The organism is Bacillus sp. (in: firmicutes), from assembly GCA_012842745.1.
Lineage (GTDB): Bacteria > Bacillota > Bacilli > Bacillales > Bacillaceae_J > Schinkia.
The window spans coordinates 1-18,775 of the sequence record DUSF01000054.1; the positions used below are offsets into that span (position 1 = coordinate 1).

Annotated in this window: 14 protein-coding genes, 1 pseudogene and 1 CRISPR repeat array; of the genes and pseudogenes, 14 read left to right on the forward strand and 1 reads right to left on the reverse strand. The window is 36.8% G+C overall.

Features of this window, described 5'->3' with window-relative positions; translation table 11 throughout:
• The first annotated feature begins 341 nt into the window (after window positions 1-341).
• The 14 genes and pseudogenes from cas9 (at window position 342) to GX497_14305 (ending at window position 18,368) form a co-directional block, all read left to right on the forward strand.
• The gene (gene cas9 / locus GX497_14240; GenBank protein HHY74353.1) at window positions 342-3,611 is read left to right on the forward strand and encodes a type II CRISPR RNA-guided endonuclease Cas9; all 3,270 of its coding nucleotides are present in this window, start codon (window positions 342-344) and stop codon (window positions 3,609-3,611) included.
• Window positions 3,612-3,722: 111 nt separating this feature from the next.
• On the forward strand, window positions 3,723-4,616 hold the full coding sequence (cas1, locus tag GX497_14245) for a type II CRISPR-associated endonuclease Cas1 (GenBank protein ID HHY74354.1): 894 nt from the start codon (window positions 3,723-3,725) through the stop codon (window positions 4,614-4,616).
• A 4-nt stretch (window positions 4,617-4,620) separates the two neighbouring features.
• Window positions 4,621-4,929, forward strand: coding sequence for a CRISPR-associated endonuclease Cas2 (gene cas2 / locus GX497_14250; GenBank protein ID HHY74355.1), 309 nt, complete (start codon window positions 4,621-4,623; stop codon window positions 4,927-4,929).
• A gap of 187 nt (window positions 4,930-5,116) precedes the next feature.
• Window positions 5,117-6,740: a CRISPR direct-repeat array (repeat unit 36 nt; unit sequence ATCATAGCTCAGCAATGGCAGTTATGGAACTATGAC).
• Between the two features lie 85 nt (window positions 6,741-6,825).
• A complete protein-coding gene (locus tag GX497_14255; GenBank protein ID HHY74356.1) occupies window positions 6,826-7,086 on the forward strand; it encodes a hypothetical protein in 261 nt (86 codons plus the stop codon).
• Window positions 7,087-7,156: 70 nt separating this feature from the next.
• A complete protein-coding gene (locus GX497_14260; GenBank protein ID HHY74357.1) occupies window positions 7,157-7,414 on the forward strand; it encodes a hypothetical protein in 258 nt (85 codons plus the stop codon).
• Entirely contained in the window at window positions 7,383-7,646 is a 264-nt protein-coding gene (locus GX497_14265) for a type II toxin-antitoxin system RelE/ParE family toxin (protein HHY74358.1), read from the forward strand. Before GX497_14260 ends, GX497_14265 begins: the two co-directional genes overlap by 32 nt.
• A gap of 87 nt (window positions 7,647-7,733) precedes the next feature.
• Window positions 7,734-7,877: pseudogene (locus tag GX497_14270) on the forward strand (sporulation protein YhbH).
• A gap of 113 nt (window positions 7,878-7,990) precedes the next feature.
• Window positions 7,991-8,353, forward strand: a complete 363-nt coding sequence (locus GX497_14275) for a group 1 truncated hemoglobin (protein HHY74359.1) — start codon at window positions 7,991-7,993, stop codon at window positions 8,351-8,353.
• A gap of 373 nt (window positions 8,354-8,726) precedes the next feature.
• Window positions 8,727-9,209, forward strand: a complete 483-nt coding sequence (locus GX497_14280; protein HHY74360.1) for a GNAT family N-acetyltransferase — start codon at window positions 8,727-8,729, stop codon at window positions 9,207-9,209.
• A gap of 93 nt (window positions 9,210-9,302) precedes the next feature.
• Complete coding sequence (locus GX497_14285) at window positions 9,303-9,827, forward strand: phage tail protein (GenBank protein HHY74361.1); 525 nt, start codon at window positions 9,303-9,305, stop codon at window positions 9,825-9,827.
• 35 nt (window positions 9,828-9,862) lie between these two features.
• The gene (locus GX497_14290; GenBank protein ID HHY74362.1) at window positions 9,863-10,357 is read left to right on the forward strand and encodes a phage tail protein; all 495 of its coding nucleotides are present in this window, start codon (window positions 9,863-9,865) and stop codon (window positions 10,355-10,357) included.
• Window positions 10,358-10,481: 124 nt separating this feature from the next.
• A complete protein-coding gene (locus GX497_14295) occupies window positions 10,482-11,759 on the forward strand; it encodes an IS110 family transposase (GenBank protein ID HHY74363.1) in 1,278 nt (425 codons plus the stop codon).
• A 393-nt stretch (window positions 11,760-12,152) separates the two neighbouring features.
• On the forward strand, window positions 12,153-12,698 hold the full coding sequence (locus GX497_14300; protein ID HHY74364.1) for a phage tail protein: 546 nt from the start codon (window positions 12,153-12,155) through the stop codon (window positions 12,696-12,698).
• Window positions 12,699-12,746: 48 nt separating this feature from the next.
• Window positions 12,747-18,368, forward strand: a complete 5,622-nt coding sequence (locus GX497_14305) for a hypothetical protein (protein ID HHY74365.1) — start codon at window positions 12,747-12,749, stop codon at window positions 18,366-18,368.
• A 55-nt stretch (window positions 18,369-18,423) separates the two neighbouring features.
• Here the strand turns inward: GX497_14305 and GX497_14310 are convergent, their stop codons facing one another.
• The gene (locus GX497_14310; GenBank protein ID HHY74366.1) at window positions 18,424-18,765 is read right to left on the reverse strand and encodes a cupin domain-containing protein; all 342 of its coding nucleotides are present in this window, start codon (window positions 18,763-18,765) and stop codon (window positions 18,424-18,426) included.
• Window positions 18,766-18,775: the final 10 nt, after the last annotated feature.

The window sequence follows — 18,775 nt, forward strand, 5'->3', positions numbered from 1 at the left end:
AAGTATTATAAGATGTAAGAGAGCATAGGGAAAAACAATAATGGTACTTGCAAAATAGTGGGGATACAAGAAAGAACCTTTTTAGTATTTTTATTGAATTATTTACAAAAGCTACATTACGTAATATAATAAAACATATCATAGTTCAGCAATGGCAATTGTGTTTCTATGATAAGGGTCGTACCAAGTACGGCTCGTGGCGTTTGGGGATCGCCTGGCCCTCACGCAGGGTCTCTCCCCACCTTAACAAAGTAAATTATATACATAAAAGCAAAAGACCAAAGTGAATGCAACAACTAACTTTGGTCTTTTTATATATCTTTTTAGAAAGGGGAAAATTTATGAATAACATGGATTACCGGTTGGGACTAGATATTGGTACTAGCTCTATTGGTTGGGGATTAGTAGAAATGAAGTGGGATGAAGATGACGAACTTTATGATTTAGTGGGTATTCTTGATAAAGGGGTAAGAATGTTCGATCGTGCGGAGATTCCAAAGACTGGTGCCTCTTTAGCTCTTCCAAGAAGAATTGCTCGCTCTACACGTAGACGGTTAGGTAGAAAGTGTGACCGTAAGCAGAAAATCCGTCAATTGATCATAAAGAATGGATTAATATCAAAGGAACAAATGGAAAAACTCTATCCACTTGAACATGGCAGTATTGATGTCTGGGATTTAAGATTAGATGGATTAGAACGGCTATTAAGTGGAAAAGAGTGGACAAGGCTACTCATCCACTTATCACAAAAGCGTGGCTACAAGTCCAATCGAAAATCAGAGGAAAATAATAAAGAAACCGGAGTGGTTTTAAACAGTATTAAAGAGAATGAGATGAGGCTAAATATATACCGTACCGTGGGTGAAATGTGGATGAAGGATGAAGTATTCGCCTCACATGATAAAAGGAGAAACTCTGATGATTCATACTTATTCTCTATTTCCCGTTTTCAACTTGAACAAGAAATTCGAACATTATTTTCGTGTCAAAGAGAATTTGGGTCCACAATTGCTTCGATTGAACTAGAAGAAGATTACTTAAAGATATGGAACCATCAGCTTCCCTTTGCATCCAGTGATGATATTATTAAAAAAGTAGGACATTGTTCAATTTTTCATGAAGAAAAACGGATACCAAAAGCAACTTATACATTCCAATACTTTTCTGCATTAGATGCCTTAAATCGTGTACGTGTTGGAACAGAATATCGTAAACTTACTATTGACGAAAGAGATGAGGTACTTACTAAATTATTTAACCGAAAAGATTATTTTAACAAGAAAAGCTTGCCTGATATAAAGTATTCTGATGTAAGAAAGATGATTTCATTGAGCACAGAGGAAAAATTTAAAGGCCTTATTTATGATCCTAACGCAACGCTCAACCAAAATGAAAATCAAACCTTTCTGAACTTGAAAGATTATTATACTATCCATCAATGCCTATCTTGTTATGGTAAACAGACTGGTGTATCGTTTACCTTCGATGATTATGACATAGTTGCTCATGCTCTTACCATTTATAAGACGGATAATGATATTAGGAATTATCTATTAAGCAATCGCTTCAAAAATAAATTTACTACTGAATTAATAGATAGTTTTTTACATTTATCGTTTTCTAAATTTGGCCATCTCTCCTCGAAGGCAATAAAAATCTTGCTTCCTGAAATGACCAAAGGACTAACCTTTAAAGAAGCAGCAGATGTATTGGAAGTAGATACAACAGGATTAACGAAGAAGACTAAACAAAAGCTTTTACCTCCGATTCCCGATGAAATGGCAAATCCTATAGTCAAAAGAGCTTTATCACAAGCGAGAAAAGTAGTAAATGAAGTTATTAGGAAATACGGTTCACCATTATCAATTCATATAGAGTTAGCACGTGAATTATCTAAAAACCATGAGGAAAGAAAGAAAATTACAAAAGGCTATGATGAGAATCGTAATAAAAATAAGGCCGCTATTGCTTTCCTTTTGGAAAACGGTATCAAGCAGCCTACTGGGTTTGATATTACAAGGTATAAGCTTTGGGAGGAACAAAATCAAACTTGTGCCTACTCTATAAATAAGATTCCAATAGATGTATTTGTTAAAGAGCTTCAGAAGGATCGCTCTAGTGCGCCTTCGTTAGATGTCGATCATATTATTCCATATAGTCAGTCCTACATGGATGGATATCAGAATAAAGTACTAGTTTATAGTGACGAGAACCATAAAAAAGGAAATCGGCTCCCATATGAATATTTATCCACTATCCCTGGTCGTTGGGAAGCATTTGAGGAGTTTGTTGCGGTAACTTACAATACTAAAAATAACCAATTCAAAAAGAAACGAGATCTTTTGTTGAAAAAGGAGATTTCTGAAGAGGCACTTTTCGATTTAAAAGACCGACATTTAAATGACACAAGATATATTACTCGTTACTTTAAGAATTTTATTGAGCAAAATTTGTTATTTAAATCATCTATGGACAACCGTAAGAAAAAAGTTATAGCCGTGTCCGGGCAAATTACATCCTATTTACGTAAATGGTGGGGACTTAATAAAGACCGTAATGCAACATTCCTTCACCATGCTATGGATGCAATAGTAGTAGCATGTGCAGACGACCAAATGATTAAACGAATCAGTGACTATAATAAACAGAAAGAGAATGGATATAAAAAATTCCTAACTCGTTTTCCAGAGCCTTGGTATGGCTTCCGTGACGACATTTATACTATTTTAACGGAGCAACCAATCCCAGAAGAGTTGCTGAAAAAGATTCAGTTTAATTTGGATAAAGATTATCTCCTTGTATCGCGAGCACCACGCTATTCAATCACAGGGGAAGCGCATGAAATGACAGTAAGAAAAAAAGTCGGAGTAGATAAAAATGGTAAAATACTAACAACCAAACGGATTCACTTGCGAGACATTAAGTTTGATGCTAATGGAGATTTTGAAATGGTCGGAAAAGATACAGACTTAGCGACTTATAACACGATTAAAAATCATTACTTATCATTCAACAAAAATGTAAATGTAGCTTTTTCCGATGAAAATCTTCCTTTTAAACCAGTCAAGGAAGGGAAGGATCCTACCAAGGCAAATAAAATTAAAAAGATAACAGTAATGGACACCGCAAAATCGTATGTCCGGGAGATTAATGGCGGTATAACAGGTAATGGTTCATTAGTTCGTGTTGATATTTTTAAACGAGAAGAAAAATATATCATGATTCCAATTTATGTAGCAGATACTGTACTATCTCAATTGCCAAATAAATATGTAAAATCTGGCAAAGGATTTGAACATTGGCCAGAGTTAGATAGTCTTTGTGAATTCCAATTTAGCCTGTATCCATATGATATACTGTGTGTTGAAAGGGAGGCTTCTGTTGAGTTACTGCATTTTGTATCTGCGGATATTTCTGGTAACAAATTAGAATGTAAATTAATAAATTCACCATCTGATAAAACTGAGCATCGCTTTTCCATAGGGACAGCCAAGAAACTAGTGAAAATGAAGAGTGGTATACTTGGAGAACTATATATTGTTAAACAAGAAAAGAGACAAAGCTTTAACAGGAAAGAAAAAATAAAAATGCTGAATGAAAATTTTAATTAAACAACATGGGGTGGTAAAGAAAGATTTTCTTTACTGCTCTTTTTTTATTTTTTGTATTAAATTGGTATTTTTGGTAATTAATATAACAATAGATATGGGGAGGGTGAATTTGTGAGTTGGCGACATATCATAATATCTAATAACGGTAGACTATCGGTGAAAAGAAACCAGTTAGTTATTCAACAAAATGAAATGTATACAGTTCCTTTGCAAGACATAGCTTCAATTCTAATCGAAGCGGAAGCAACCACTATTACAACAAGATTATTGAGTGAATGTGCAAATCAAAAAGTTTCTATCATTTCTTGTGATGAAAAAAAGCTGCCAAACGGAATTTGGCTTAGCTTTAATCAACATTCAAGGCAACTTGCGGTTCTTCAAATGCAATTAGCATTATCAAAACCTTTTAAAAAAAGGATTTGGCAAGCGGTGGTGCAACAAAAAATTACTAATCAAGCATTATGTCTTGAATTTGTGAAGAAGGAAGGAATGAAAGACCTTAGGTCTATTGCAAAAACAGTAGAGTCGGGGGATAAAACTAATCGGGAGGCATACGCTGCGAAAAAATACTTTGAATATCTATTTGAAAAGGGGTTTACCCGCAGAGCTGACGACCCTATAAATAGGATGCTTAACTATGGTTATGCAATTATGAGGGGGGCAGTTGCCCGTGTGTTATCTGTTTATGGTTTTAATATGTGCCTCGGATTATTTCATGATAATCAATTAAATGCCTTTAATTTAGCTGATGATTTAATGGAGGTTTACAGACCGATGGTAGATTTGTATGTAAGTTATAATGTAACAGAATGTTGGGATATAAAAGTAAGAACGGGGTTAGTAAATCTGCTAAATCATGAAGTGTTAATCGCTGGGGAGCGATGTTCCATTACAACTTCCATAGATAGTATGGTCAAGAGTTTAGTTACTTCATTTCGGGAAAATGATTTAAAATATATGAAGCTACCAGAACTTTTGCCGTTAAAATTTTATCTCAATGAGTAAATGGATGAGAACAATTATTTTCTTTGATTTACCGGTGAAGACGAAATTACAACGGAAAAGTTATACTCAATTTAGGAACTTTCTTCTAGATGAGGGGTTTATGATGATGCAATATTCAGTATATTCTAGAATCTGTAATAATCATGAATCTGCAGAAAGATTAGTGGCTCGAATATCAAAAAATCTCCCGCAAACTGGCTCTATCCGCTCTCTAATTATAACTGAAAAACAATATGAGAGAATGACAATACTTTTAGGACAAAAGCTCCCTAATGAAATAAAGATTACAACTAATCAATTATCATTGTTTTGAATAAATTGTATCTTTTTTGGAGATTATAATTTAATTTGTATAATTTCTAAATTACTTGGAGAAACTAATTATATCAAGGGTTATTTTTTAGAAAAGTAAATAAATCAATAAAATATATCTGTTAATAACTTAGTTTTTTTACACAAAAAAGCCATTAATCCCTTGAGATTAAAGGCTTTTTTGCATACGTATCATAGCTCAGCAATGGCAGTTATGGAACTATGACACGAACACCCACAAAAAGGGTGTTTTGCCTTATCATAGCTCAGCAATGGCAGTTATGGAACTATGACTTATTTTGAAATGCCAACCAATGTAGTTGATCATAGCTCAGCAATGGCAGTTATGGAACTATGACGGGTTATGATGAGAATATGGTCGATGTTTTATCATAGCTCAGCAATGGCAGTTATGGAACTATGACTAGGTTATACGCTTACTGGTGACACAAGCGATCATAGCTCAGCAATGGCAGTTATGGAACTATGACAATATTTACAGAGATAAAATAATTAAAAGTATCATAGCTCAGCAATGGCAGTTATGGAACTATGACGTATTTTTCATTCACTAGCATTTTGTCAATATCATAGCTCAGCAATGGCAGTTATGGAACTATGACTTGAAAACGTAATGGAAGTTAAAGAAATTAATCATAGCTCAGCAATGGCAGTTATGGAACTATGACGACATTTGGTACGGCAAAAGGATTCTTAGAATCATAGCTCAGCAATGGCAGTTATGGAACTATGACGAATTATTCTGTCGATGCAAAAGGAAATGTATCATAGCTCAGCAATGGCAGTTATGGAACTATGACTCATTGTGAACTTACGGAAGAAAACAAAGCATCATAGCTCAGCAATGGCAGTTATGGAACTATGACATAAAATAATGAAGCTGTTTGTAGTAAATTATCATAGCTCAGCAATGGCAGTTATGGAACTATGACTGCTGAAACGGTCATGAAACATTATGTCAAATCATAGCTCAGCAATGGCAGTTATGGAACTATGACGGCTAATGTCATAATGTTAGACGCAAATCTATCATAGCTCAGCAATGGCAGTTATGGAACTATGACTTGTTCCGTGTTGCCTATCTAATTTTAAAAATCATAGCTCAGCAATGGCAGTTATGGAACTATGACTGGTATAGATGTGAACAGTAGTTATGCCAGATCATAGCTCAGCAATGGCAGTTATGGAACTATGACGTTAGGGGTAGTAGATGTAAATCATATTTTATCATAGCTCAGCAATGGCAGTTATGGAACTATGACGATTATTATGACTTATATAGCGTTTATTTTATCATAGCTCAGCAATGGCAGTTATGGAACTATGACCAAAACCCTTACTCTACGATTACAAGCGTAATCATAGCTCAGCAATGGCAGTTATGGAACTATGACTGCCCAATGATTGTACATCTAATATTCATCATCATAGCTCAGCAATGGCAGTTATGGAACTATGACTCATTCCCGCGGGAGAACGACCGAATAATTATCATAGCTCAGCAATGGCAGTTATGGAACTATGACTAGGTAGAACTCATGGAACGGTATTAACAAATCATAGCTCAGCAATGGCAGTTATGGAACTATGACAGATTATATTCATTAAATCTACTTTTTTAATATCATAGCTCAGCAATGGCAGTTATGGAACTATGACGAAACATTAGAAGAACAACTAGCGAAAGCTATCATAGCTCAGCAATGGCAGTTATGGAACTATGACTAATATTAAGGTCTTAAACTAAACCATACAATCATAGCTCAGCAATGGCAGTTATGGAACTATGACCACCTACACAGACAAATAGCAAACATTCTGTGATAAAATAATAGTAGCAAGTTGTATGTATTATAGAGAATTGGAGGGAATTAAAATGAATTGGCATGATGTTCAGGAAAAATATCCTGATCAATGGGTTGTTGTTGAAGCGTTAAAGGCATTTTCAGATGAAAAAAAAAGAACGATTGAAACAGTTTCGGTTATTGAAAACACATCTGACCAAGATTATGCATGGAAAGTATACAAAGAGCTTTCATTACAAAATCGAAATAGGGAACTTTACATGGTCCATACTTCTAATCCTTCCATTATAGTTTTAGAACAAAATTTCTATGGGGTACGAGCAAGACGATGAAATTTTATATTGAAGATCATTTGCCGTTTGTTACATTGACTGTCGAATAAATATAGGTAGGTGAAATACTATGGCTATCCGAAAAGAAGAACTTAATAAAATGTTTGATTCCTTAAGAAATGAGGATAAAAAAGCAGCTTATGATTTTATGCAATTTTTAATTGAACGTTCAAAAAAGAAACCTACACCATGGAAAAAAATAGATGAGTTAGAGCCAGATTGCGAGCCATTAACCGAAGATGAATTAGAACAAATGAATAGTAAAGAAGGCTATATTTCAGGGGAGGATGCAAAGCGTGAGTTCGGACTACAAATTGATTTACCATAAGTCCGCGGTTAAATTCATAGCTAAACAAGATAAAGCCTCCCAAGAAAGAATTGCTGCTGGATTGAAAGGTCTTCTGAATATCCCATCAGAAGGAGACATAAAAATCCTAAAAGGATATTCAGGATTATACAGACTAAGAATCGGAAATTATCGAATTATATTTGAAATAAATCATGATGAACAAGTTGTATATATTCAAGCAATAGGTAGTCGTGGAGATATTTACAAATAACATTTTATGGATTGATGTTTAAGTAACAAAAACCTTGCCAATATGTAATAATTTTACATGGGTATACCATGGTTAACTTTACCAAGCAACCTCCACAGCACTCTTATGTCCGCCTACAAAAACATCACCGATGAAAAATTCCGCTATTACATTTTAAAACAAAAATCAGACGTATATACCGCCATGCGCAGCTTTTTTCGAAAGGAAGATGCAAGTAAGGCATTTGCGTAAATCCCTGTTGAGGCAGGATTTTTTTTATTCCTTTCGAAAATAAGGTTTATAGCATAATTTTCTAACAACTGAAGAAAATACTCCTGTGACTATATAAGAAGGAGTAGATAATAATGGAACAAACACTTTATGAAAAAATTGGTGGAGAAGCTGCAATAGGAAAAGTAGTTGATTATTTTTACAATGAATTGGTCCTTAAGGATGATACTGTCAACCATTTTTTTGAAAATACTGATATGGATATGCAGCGTGAGCATCAAACAAAATTCATTAGCTTTGCGTTGGGCGGTCCGAATCAATATTCAGGTCAATCTATGTCCAAAGCACATGAAGGGATGAATTTGCAGCCAGAGCATTTTAATGCGATTGTAACACATTTGCATGATGCCCTTGCTCACTTCGGAGTCGAAGAAGAGGACATAGATCAAGCGTTAAGCAAGGTCGCCGCTCTAAGGGATGATATATTGTATCAATGAGCATATAGAATTATTTTTAACACACAATGGGCATCCAATAGTCGAAACTCGATTTGGACAACCCCTTGCGCTTTTTATTATTTCTACTTCTAAAAAGTATATTGAGGTTCAATTGATTTTTTTGGTATGCACTTGGGCTACCAAGTTTTCTTTTTTCATTAAGAGATAAAACAATTCGTAGGTAAAAAGTCATAGATATATACAAAAGTCATATGAAAAGTCATGAAAAAGTCATGAAAAAGCCATGATTTGTAAATATAAGGTTATTTTACGTTTATAATAAATTTATAAAATTGTTGGGGAAATAAGGTATAAAGGCAAAGGAAAGGGACTCTTTATAAATAGTGGAAAGGTTCAAGCTTGAAGGGGGGGTGTGAGAAATTTGCTAAGTATTGCAACAATAAAAGCGGAAAATGATGAAGCAGCATTTTTATTTGAAGTTTATGCAAGTTCAAGAATAGATGAAGTAGCTGCATGGGGTTGGGAGAAAGAGCAAATTCATCAGTTTTTACAAATGCAACATCTCTGTCAACAACGTTCCTACGAGCTGCAATATCCTCACATGGAAACCAAAATAATATTTTTTGAGAATGAAAAGGTAGGTCGTTTGTTGTTAGCAGATTTCAAAGACAAGCTAGTGCTAGTTGATATTACTTTGCTGTCAAACTATCAAAATAAAGGGATTGGTACAAAAGTTTTAACAGATTTATTGCAATATGCAGGCCAACAAAACAAAATAGTTCAGTTACATGTCTTTTCTAATAATGAAAAAGCAAAAAAATTATACGAACGATTAGGGTTTCAACAAGTTTCAATGAAGGATATGTATGTACAAATGGAATGGTCAGGTTATTGACAAGTTATCAAGATTCCTTCAAGTAAATAAAAAAAGGTTTACATCAAATTTTTTAAATCGTTTATTCACAAAAATATTATAGAGGTGATTTGTATGGGAGAAAGTTATGTAGGTGAAATTCGTATGTTTGGTGGAAATTACGCTCCAAGAGGATGGGCACTTTGCGATGGCTCGGTTCTTAATATTGCAGAAAATGAAATACTTTTTAGTTTAATAGGAACAACATATGGTGGGGATGGTGTAAATACTTTTAAATTACCCGATTTAAGGGGACGTATTCCAATTCATCGTAGTCAAACTCATCCATTAGGGCAATTAGGCGGTGTAGAAAAGGTTACATTAACAAGCGGTCAAATGCCAGTGCATACACATTCGGTAAATGCAGTTGCGGTTGAAGCTGATAATGAATCTCCAAAAAATATGCTTTGGGCAAAAAATAAGACTAGTGAGAGTACGACAGATTATAAAAACTATTCTAATGAAGCTCAAACGAAAGTTTCTATGAATGCTAGTGTTATTTCACACGAAGGTGGAGGGCAACCACATGACAACATGATGCCTTCATTAGCTATCTCTTTTATTATTTCGTTATCTGGGATTTATCCCACTCAGCCATAACAATTCTAAATTATAGTCAAAAAGGAGGATTTTAGATGGATCCATTTTTAGGAGAAATTCGTTTATTTGCGATAAATTTTGCACCAAAAGGTTGGCTGCCTTGTGAAGGTCAAATTTTACAGATTAATCAAAACCAAGCACTTTATTCATTATTAGGTGCTGTGTACGGCGGGGATGGTCGCACAACATTTGCCTTACCTGATTTACGTGGTCGTGTTCCTATCCATTTTAGTCTAACAAAACCACTAGGCACTTATAAGGGTGAGGAGGAGCATACATTGACTATTCCAGAAATTCCTATGCATACTCACACTGCATACGCTTCATCCACAACAGCTGACCAAAAATATCCTTTAAATAACGTATGGGCAAATGCAAACAACTTATATCACTCACCAACTGCGCTAGTGCAGATGAATCCGTCCGCGTTATCAAATGCTGGCGGTGGACAGGCGCATAATAATATGCAGCCATTTACAGTTTTAAATTTTCACATCGCTACAAGTGGAATTTTTCCATCAAGGAATTAAAAAGGAGCATTCCTGTTAGAAGGATTTTGGGGGACTTGAACAAAAAGAGCCCTCTTGGTATGATGCGGGGTGTCAAATCGTCGACGAAATGACCCCTAATTTGTTAACCAAGGAGGACTCCATAATGGATTTTAAACAAAACCAGAAAATAAATCAAGTCACTGAAAAAACACTCGTTGTAGGGATTGATATTGCCAAGCGCACACATTACGTTTGCTTTGTGGATGATCGAGGACGAGTGCTCCAAAAGTCATTCTCTGTTTCCCAATCGCATGATGGCTTTGAACATTTTTATCATCGAATTCTTACAGCAATGAAAGAGAACGGGAAAACTGAAGTCATTGTGGGTGTTGAGCCCACAGGACCCTATTGGCTCAATTTAGCCTATTTTCTTGATGAGCGAGGCATCCCCCTCGTTGTAGTAAATCCAATGCATGTGAAACGTTCAAAAGAGCTGGATGACAATTTACCAACCAAACATGACCGTAAGGATGCTTTAGTAATTGCGCGCCTTGTAAAAGATGGTCGATTCAGTTATCCACGAATTTTGAAAGAGATAGAAGCCGAGCTTCGCGTTGGTTCCACCTTTAGAAGCAAATTGACTGAGGAACTAGGTGCAGTCAAAAACAAAATGATTCGTTGGTTAGATCGCTATTTCCCTGAATTTACACAGGTGTTTCCGTCATTCGGAAAAATGGCTTTGGCTGCACTAAAATGTACTCCATTTCCAAGTGATCTTTATTTGAAACAGCCTGATGAATTACTTGAGGAATATCGCAAAGTTGAGGGGATGAAAGCTCCCCAAAGACCGAAAACAGTGCAACTTATTGATGTTGCGGCCAATTCTATTGGCATAACAGAAGGACTTGAGATGGCCCGTTTTGAAATTGCCACACTGGTCCGCCGTTATCACCAACTAGAACAGGAAATTCAAACACTTACAGAGCAATTAGTTGAACTTGTGAAAACGTCTGTAGAGTACGAATGGCTATCAACGGTTCCAGGACTTGGAGATATTACGATTGTAGACCTGTTAGCTGAAATCGGAAGTTTTTCACACTACGAGGATCCACGCCAATTAATCAAACTCGCGGGATTAACGTTACGTGAAAATTCCTCTGGCTTGCATAAGGGACAAAAACGCATCTCCAAACGGGGCAGAAGAAAGTTACGCGCCCTCTTGTTCCGGGTAATGATGCCGATGATTCGCCATAACGAGGCTTTCAGAAAGCTACATGAGTATTACACTAACCGTCAGGTTAATCCTTTACGCAAGAAGCAATCCATCGTGGTTTTATGCGGTAAGCTATTAAAAGTATTACATGGAATTAGTACGAAGCACAAAACGTTTGACGTACAGCGAATGATGAGGGATATTCCCAGTCTAGTGGAGGCTGCATAAGGCCCTATATCCCCTTTATTAAGACCTAGACAACAGGATGATACGGAGAAGCTGGCAATATATTCACCATTCGACTTAGAGTCCCTAAAGGAGCTTCGCTAGCCTCTGCCTTATGACTAGACCGAACGAAGGAATGTAGGCACTTAGATGCCCAGAGACATGGGAGGGTACGTCATCATAAGTTACGCAGAGATCCATTGTGCATCGCATAATTACCTATCACTACTTTCCACTATTATCCAGTAGTGACCGCGTAGCGTACCCATGTGTTGGAATAGTTTCACATAATATGAAAATAGTGTTAAGAGGCGTGTCGAAAAATATTTTTTTGACACCCCAACAACGGGTCAAACCGTTGATAAATCAATATTTATAGAGGGAGGATTAATAATTATGTCAGAAGCATATTTAGGTGAAATAAGAATATTTGCAGGTAATTTTCCTCCAAGAGGATGGGCATTTTGTAATGGTCAGCTCATGTCAATACAACAATTTCCTGCACTATTTTCAATTCTAAGTACACAATATGGTGGTGATGGAAGGACAACTTTTGCACTACCTAATTTAAGTGATAAGGCCCCAATGCATCAAGGTATAGGCCCAGGATTGACAGAACGAAAAGTGGGCAAGGCTGTTGGAAATGAGACAGTTACGCTTATCACATCACAGATGCCTATTCATTCGCATGCCCCAATGGCAATAAATAGCCCAGGATTATCTAATGATCCTAATAATGGGTATTGGGCTACCTCGGTTGGAGAAGGAAAACAGCTTATACCTAAGTATCCACTATTTAGCGGAAATAATGCAGATGTACAAATGAATGCACAGGCGATTAACCCAACTGGAGGCAGTCAGCCACATAATAACATGCAGCCATATTTGGCATTGAACTTTATTATTTGCATCGAATACGGGGAATTTCCTGCAAGAGATTAATATCTTTATAAGGAAAGGGTAATCATCTAATAGGGAGATGTTAAGCCTATGAATCTATTAAAGGAAAATAGGAAAAAAATAAAAAGGAATTTACAAAAAAAGGCTTATTATATGGCTCGTCTTGTAATCTTATTTATATTTGTTTTTGGAACATTTGCTCATGTTATTCCAAATACGATACATGCAGCTCCACCAAGTACAGGAACTAGTAATGGCACCTATGATTTTAGTGATGGATTTGGTGAAGCTGTTGGACCAGGTTTTATAAAACAGGGAGATAAATTTGTTGTTAGTGATATAGTACAACTTTATGATACTGCTTATGGAAAAGCCATATACAACCCAAGTCAAGTACCTTATGCAGAGGAAACCATTATTATTAAAGCTGAAAATGGGAGTGTATGTAAAACATTCACATTTAAAGACTTAGGTTTAAGTAGCAGTGTGGGTGCAGTTTATCTTGAAATTAAAGTGGTCTTAAAGAACATCAGTGGGGGTGAGATTGCGACACTCTCCAATTACGGAAATCCCTTTGAAACGACTTACCTGAATATTTTTAAGTTGAGTGAAATTCTTGGAAATGGAAGTGAATATAACTATAAAAATGTAGCATCAGTAAATATAACGTTTAAGTTTTCAAAAGTTCGTAATAGCGCTGCTGATGATTATTCTTATTGGCCAGAAAATTTAAATATCGAAAATATTACAATTGCAGATGTAAGTAATACGGTAAATACTGCCCCAACAGCAACGAATGTTGAGGTCGATGGTACACTTGAAGTTGGTAGCGTCTTAACAGGGAATTACGATTATGATGATGAAGATGATGACGAAGAAGGTACGTCAACGTATAAGTGGTATCGCTCGGATGATGGTAGTGGAACAGGAAAAACAGCAATAAGTGGAGCTACAGATAAAACATACACCTTAACATCAGCAGATAAGGGTAAATATATTAGTTTTGAAGTTACTCCAATAGCAAGCGGAGGCGATACAACGGGTACTCCAGAAGAAAGCCCTAAAGTGGGACCAATCGTAAATCCTAATATTGCTCCAACAGCAACGAATGTTGAGGTTGACGGTATTCATGAAGTAGGCAGCGTACTAACAGGGAAATACACGTATTATGATGAACATGATCCAGAAGGTACTTCGACTTTTAAGTGGTATCGTTCTAATGATGCTAGTGGAACAGGAAAAGCGGCCATAGTTGATGCAGAAAATAAAACATACACCCTTACATCAGATGATACAAATAAATTTATCAGTTTTGAAGTGACACCAATAGCAAGTGCAGGTGTAAATCCTGGGTCTTCAGTAGAAAGTCCTAAAGTGGGACCAATTATTCAACCAAATCGAGCACCAGTATTAAATAATACGAACCCTAGTCTACCTGCAACAGATGAAGATACGGAAACATCAGAAATTGTAGTTTCAAGCTTTCTAGATTCATCGGATCAAGATAGTGGTGCGCTAAAAGGAATTGCAGTGACTGGTGTTACAGGTAATGGCAAATGGCAATACTTTGATACGACATGGAAAGATATTTCTTCCGTTAGTGATTCGAGTGCATTGTTATTAAAAGATACGGATAAAATTAAGTACATCCCTGATTCGAAAAATGGAGAAACAGCAACTTTAACATTCCGTGCGTGGGATCAAACATATGGAAGTGTGTACTCAAAAGTAAATGCCACAACAAATGGAGGTTCAACGGCTTTTTCAACAGCTGTTGGCACAGCAAGCTTAACTGTTAATGATGTAAATGATGCACCGAAGCTAATTTCTGGACCATATACTTTTACGCCTGTTACTAAAAATGCGACAAGCGCTGAAGTTACTGTAGCTTCAATTGCAACGATGTCAGATGTTGATAACGGTGCGGCGTCAGGAATAGCAATTTATCATGCTACAGGAAATGGAACATGGGAATATTCACTGGATGGCACTACATGGCAAGCATTTGGAACAGTATCTGACTCAAGCTCTCTTTTACTCCGAGCAACAGATAAAGTTCGTTACAAATCTAGCAATCTAGGAGAAACAGCAAGCTTTTCCTTCCGTGGATGGGATCAAACATCAGGTACACAAGGAACAAAGGTGGATACAACTACAAATGGTGGAACGACAGCTTTTTCCGATAATACGCAAACAGCTTCAATAGAAGTTACGAAAAGTAATGAAGCAAATATTTTAAGTTTTAGCATTCCGGGCGAACTTAAACCAGCAACGATTGATGATGGAACAATTGTTGTATCGGTAGCTGGCGGTCAAAATGTAAGCAGTTTAGTCCCAACCTTCACAGTGTCAGACAATGCACAATTTGTAAAGGTTGGAACAATTGATCAAGTAAGCGGAACAACAGCAAATGATTTTAGTAGTCCAGTAACATATGTTGTAACAGCAGAAGATGGAACGACGAAAAATTGGATAGTAACTGTAACCCAAGCACCAAGCGATATATCACTGACTAATAACACAGTAGGAGAAAAGCTGCCTGCAGGAACTGAGGTAGGTATCTTAAGTGGAGCTGCCCAAGCTGGTGACACCCTTACTTATTCTATTCAATCAGGGGACAACGCAGCGTTTGAAATAGATAATAACCGTCTAATCACAAAAACTGCGCTGGACTATAATACAAATAAGCAATACATCTTAACCATTCGAGTAACGAATCAACATGGAGCGTATTTTGATAAAGATTTTACAATTGATGTATTGGATAAAACTCCACCTACAGCAAACGTAACGATGATATCAAATAATGGTCAAGATACTTCAAAAGCAAAAGTCGGCGACACTATTATGTTGGATATTGTAGCGAATGAGGATATAGCTGCACCAACTGTAAAAATTGCTGGAAATAACGCAGCTGTGACCCAAAAAGCTGATGCAAAAACATGGCAGGCAACGTATATCATGCAGACGGATGATACAGAAGGATTAATACCGTTTACATTAGACTTCAAAGATGTGAATAATAACCAAGCTGCACAAGTAACAGCAGTAACAACTGGAACAGCTGTAGTATTTGATAAAACAGCGCCGACAGCATCGACGGTAACGATACATTCTAATAATGCTGATCAAACAATAGCAAAAATCGGCGATACAATTACGTTGGATATAATAACAGATGAAGATATTCAACAACCAACTGTAACAATAGTCGGAAAACCGACTGCTATTTCTGACAAAGGTGATAGTGATGCCAAAACATGGCAAGCTAATTATACAGTCCAAAGTAGTGATTCAGGTGGTCCCGTTTCTTTCACAATTGATATTGCTGATTTAGCAGGAAACAAAACAACAACAATCACCTCTCCTACAGATGGTAGTTCAGTTACAGTACTATCTAGCAATGCTGATTTAGCCAACATAATCACTAGTAAAGGAAGTCTAACTCCTAATTTTGCACGAAATGAAATTAGTTATACTATGAGTGTTGGAAATGAAATAGAAGCTATAGATATAACGCCAACAGTGGCAGATCCATTAGCATCTGTACAGGTAAATGGTACACAGGTAACAAGCGGCGTTCCAGTTAATATCCCATTAGCTATGGGGCAAAACACAGTTACGATAGAAGTTATCGCACAAGATTTGACACCAAAGACATATACAATTGCGATTACCAGAATGTTATCCAATGATGCAAACTTAAGTAATTTGGTGTTGAGCCAAGGTACCTTAAATCCAACTTTCGACCCAAATGTAACAAATTATTCAGTTAATGTGGATACAGACGTTTCGGAATTGACTATTTCTGCAACTCCGAAACAACCAAGCGCTAGTGTTACAATGAATGGTAAGACAACGAACACGGATACCATTTCCCTTAGCTTTGGTCCTAACGAAGTTCCAATAGTAGTAACCGCACAAGATGGTCAAACAACCATGACTTACAATGTTACAATTAATCGTTTGAAATCAGGGAATGCAAATCTAGGTTCATTAGCTGTTGACAAAGGTACTTTAACACCAGCTTTTTCACCTAGTGTTGCTGCTTACCAAGTAAATGTTGATTATAATACACCACAAATTGCGGTAACAGCCCAAGCTGCAGATCAAGGTTCATCCTTAACCATGAACGGAAAAACAGTGTCTCCAACAATGGGCACCCAATCGATTACAACGCCGGATTCGATAGCTATTGTGACGACTGGAGATACAATCAAGGTATCGATGACAGAAACATTTAATTTAAAAGTTGGTGCTAATCCAATTCCAGTAATTGTAACTGCACAAGACGGTGGAACAAAAATCTATACAGTGACAGTAATCAGACAATCCGCACCATCAAGTGACGATGATAATGGCAGTGGTAATGGAGGAGGAAGCGGTGGCGGTGGTTCTTCATCAGGTTCAGGAAAAACTACTAATGAACCGACGAATGGACAGACAAGAACAGTAAATGTCAATCTTGGCAATGGAAATTCAATAATTGCTGAGGTAGAGGTTACTAGAACTACCACTGCAGACGGAAAACAGAGGGATACAATTGTTTTTGATCCTAAAAAGGCAGAGTCAGTCGTTGAAAGTGTACTTCAGAAAAGTCAATCTCATGTTCGAATTGTTATTGATGATTTACCAGACAATCCTGCTGATGAAGTAGCTGTTACCGTTCCGAAAGAATCACTCAATGAATTAGTGAATGGGAAGCTTTCTCTAGAAATCCAAACAGGGGACGTAAAAGTAACGATACCTCAGGAAGCTTTAACTGCCTTTAATCAATTAGGAATAGATCTTTACTTTAACATCGTTCCAATTCGTGATGAAAAAGAGAAAAAGAATGTAGGGGAACGGACCGTTAATGCAGCTGAGGTACGAAAGGTTGCAGGTAATAGTCAAGTTCAGGTACACGGCAAACCGATGACAATCGAAACGAACTTAAAGAACCACCCGACAAAGGTAGTCTTCCCGTTAAAACGTCTTCAATTGCCAAGTGATCCAAAAGAAAGAAAAGCATTATTAGATAGTCTAGCTATCTATATTGAACACAGTGATGGCGAAAAGAAAGTTCAGCAGGGAACAGTCATTTATGACGCACAAGGAAATCCTGAAGGACTTGAAATCGAGATTACTAAGTTTAGTACCTTCACGATTATTAGTATTGAACAAGAGGATGAATCAGTCCTTGAAAGCAACCTAAAGGATATCAAAGGACATTGGGCAGAAAAAGCAATTCGTCAATTAGTTTCAAAAGGTGCGGTGAATGGCTATCCAGATGGAACGTTTAAGCCAAACCAAACGGTGACGAGAGCAGAATTTGTAGCGATGGTTGTCAAGGCTTTAAACGTGAAGGAGGCAGGGGATGTTCAAACATTTACAGATCTTCAAAATCACTGGTCTAAACATGTCATTGAACAAGCGGCTGCAAACGGTATTGTGAATGGACTAAGCAAAGAACGATTTGGTCCAAATGAACAAATTACTCGTGAGCAAATGGCGGCGATGATTATCAATGCTGGGAAGCTTGGCATAGTTGATTCAAAATCAAACTTCCAAGATTATAGCGAGATTGCTAGTTGGGCGGAAAGCTCCGTCAACACAGCGGCTTATCATAAAATTGTTAACGGCCTGCCAAATCAAACCTTCAATCCAAAAGGAAAAGCAACAAGGGCTGAAGCAGCAACAGTGATTATGAATGTAGTAGACTTTAATTACTAATTAAAAAGCAAGGAACGCTATGTGCGCTCCTTGCTTTCTTCATTTAAAACATTCGCTAAATATTTTTCGCGTAATTCTCATTTGGTATTTTATTCAACATAACATAGAGGCTTACCGGATTCTCTCCGCTATTTTTGAACGCTAGTCTTTCCTCACTACCACAATGGACAACATCGTTTGCTGTAACAGCGGTTTCTTTTCCGTCAATAATAAAGGTGCCCTCACCTTCAAGAACGAGCAAATAGACCTCTGTACTTGGGTGCGTATGTTCAGGCAATTCTTGCCCTAGCATAAAGTTTAAAACAAAGACTGTGCTGTCACCTTTGTTAAAAATAATCCTCTTTGTAAATTTATCCTCACTATATTCTTTAAATGTTTGCAATGTTTGTTTTTCCATAATATTGAGG

Coding starts and splice junctions, on each gene's coding strand:
- cas9 (HHY74353.1), top strand. CDS start 342: ATGAATAACATGGATTACCGGTTGGGACTAGATATTGGTACTAGCTCT.
- cas2 (HHY74355.1), top strand. CDS start 4,621: ATGAGAACAATTATTTTCTTTGATTTACCGGTGAAGACGAAATTACAA.
- GX497_14255 (HHY74356.1), top strand. CDS start 6,826: ATGAATTGGCATGATGTTCAGGAAAAATATCCTGATCAATGGGTTGTT.
- GX497_14260 (HHY74357.1), top strand. CDS start 7,157: ATGGCTATCCGAAAAGAAGAACTTAATAAAATGTTTGATTCCTTAAGA.
- GX497_14275 (HHY74359.1), top strand. CDS start 7,991: ATGGAACAAACACTTTATGAAAAAATTGGTGGAGAAGCTGCAATAGGA.
- GX497_14285 (HHY74361.1), top strand. CDS start 9,303: ATGGGAGAAAGTTATGTAGGTGAAATTCGTATGTTTGGTGGAAATTAC.
- GX497_14290 (HHY74362.1), top strand. CDS start 9,863: ATGGATCCATTTTTAGGAGAAATTCGTTTATTTGCGATAAATTTTGCA.
- GX497_14295 (HHY74363.1), top strand. CDS start 10,482: ATGGATTTTAAACAAAACCAGAAAATAAATCAAGTCACTGAAAAAACA.
- GX497_14300 (HHY74364.1), top strand. CDS start 12,153: ATGTCAGAAGCATATTTAGGTGAAATAAGAATATTTGCAGGTAATTTT.
- GX497_14305 (HHY74365.1), top strand. CDS start 12,747: ATGAATCTATTAAAGGAAAATAGGAAAAAAATAAAAAGGAATTTACAA.
- GX497_14310 (HHY74366.1), bottom strand. CDS start 18,765: ATGGAAAAACAAACATTGCAAACATTTAAAGAATATAGTGAGGATAAA.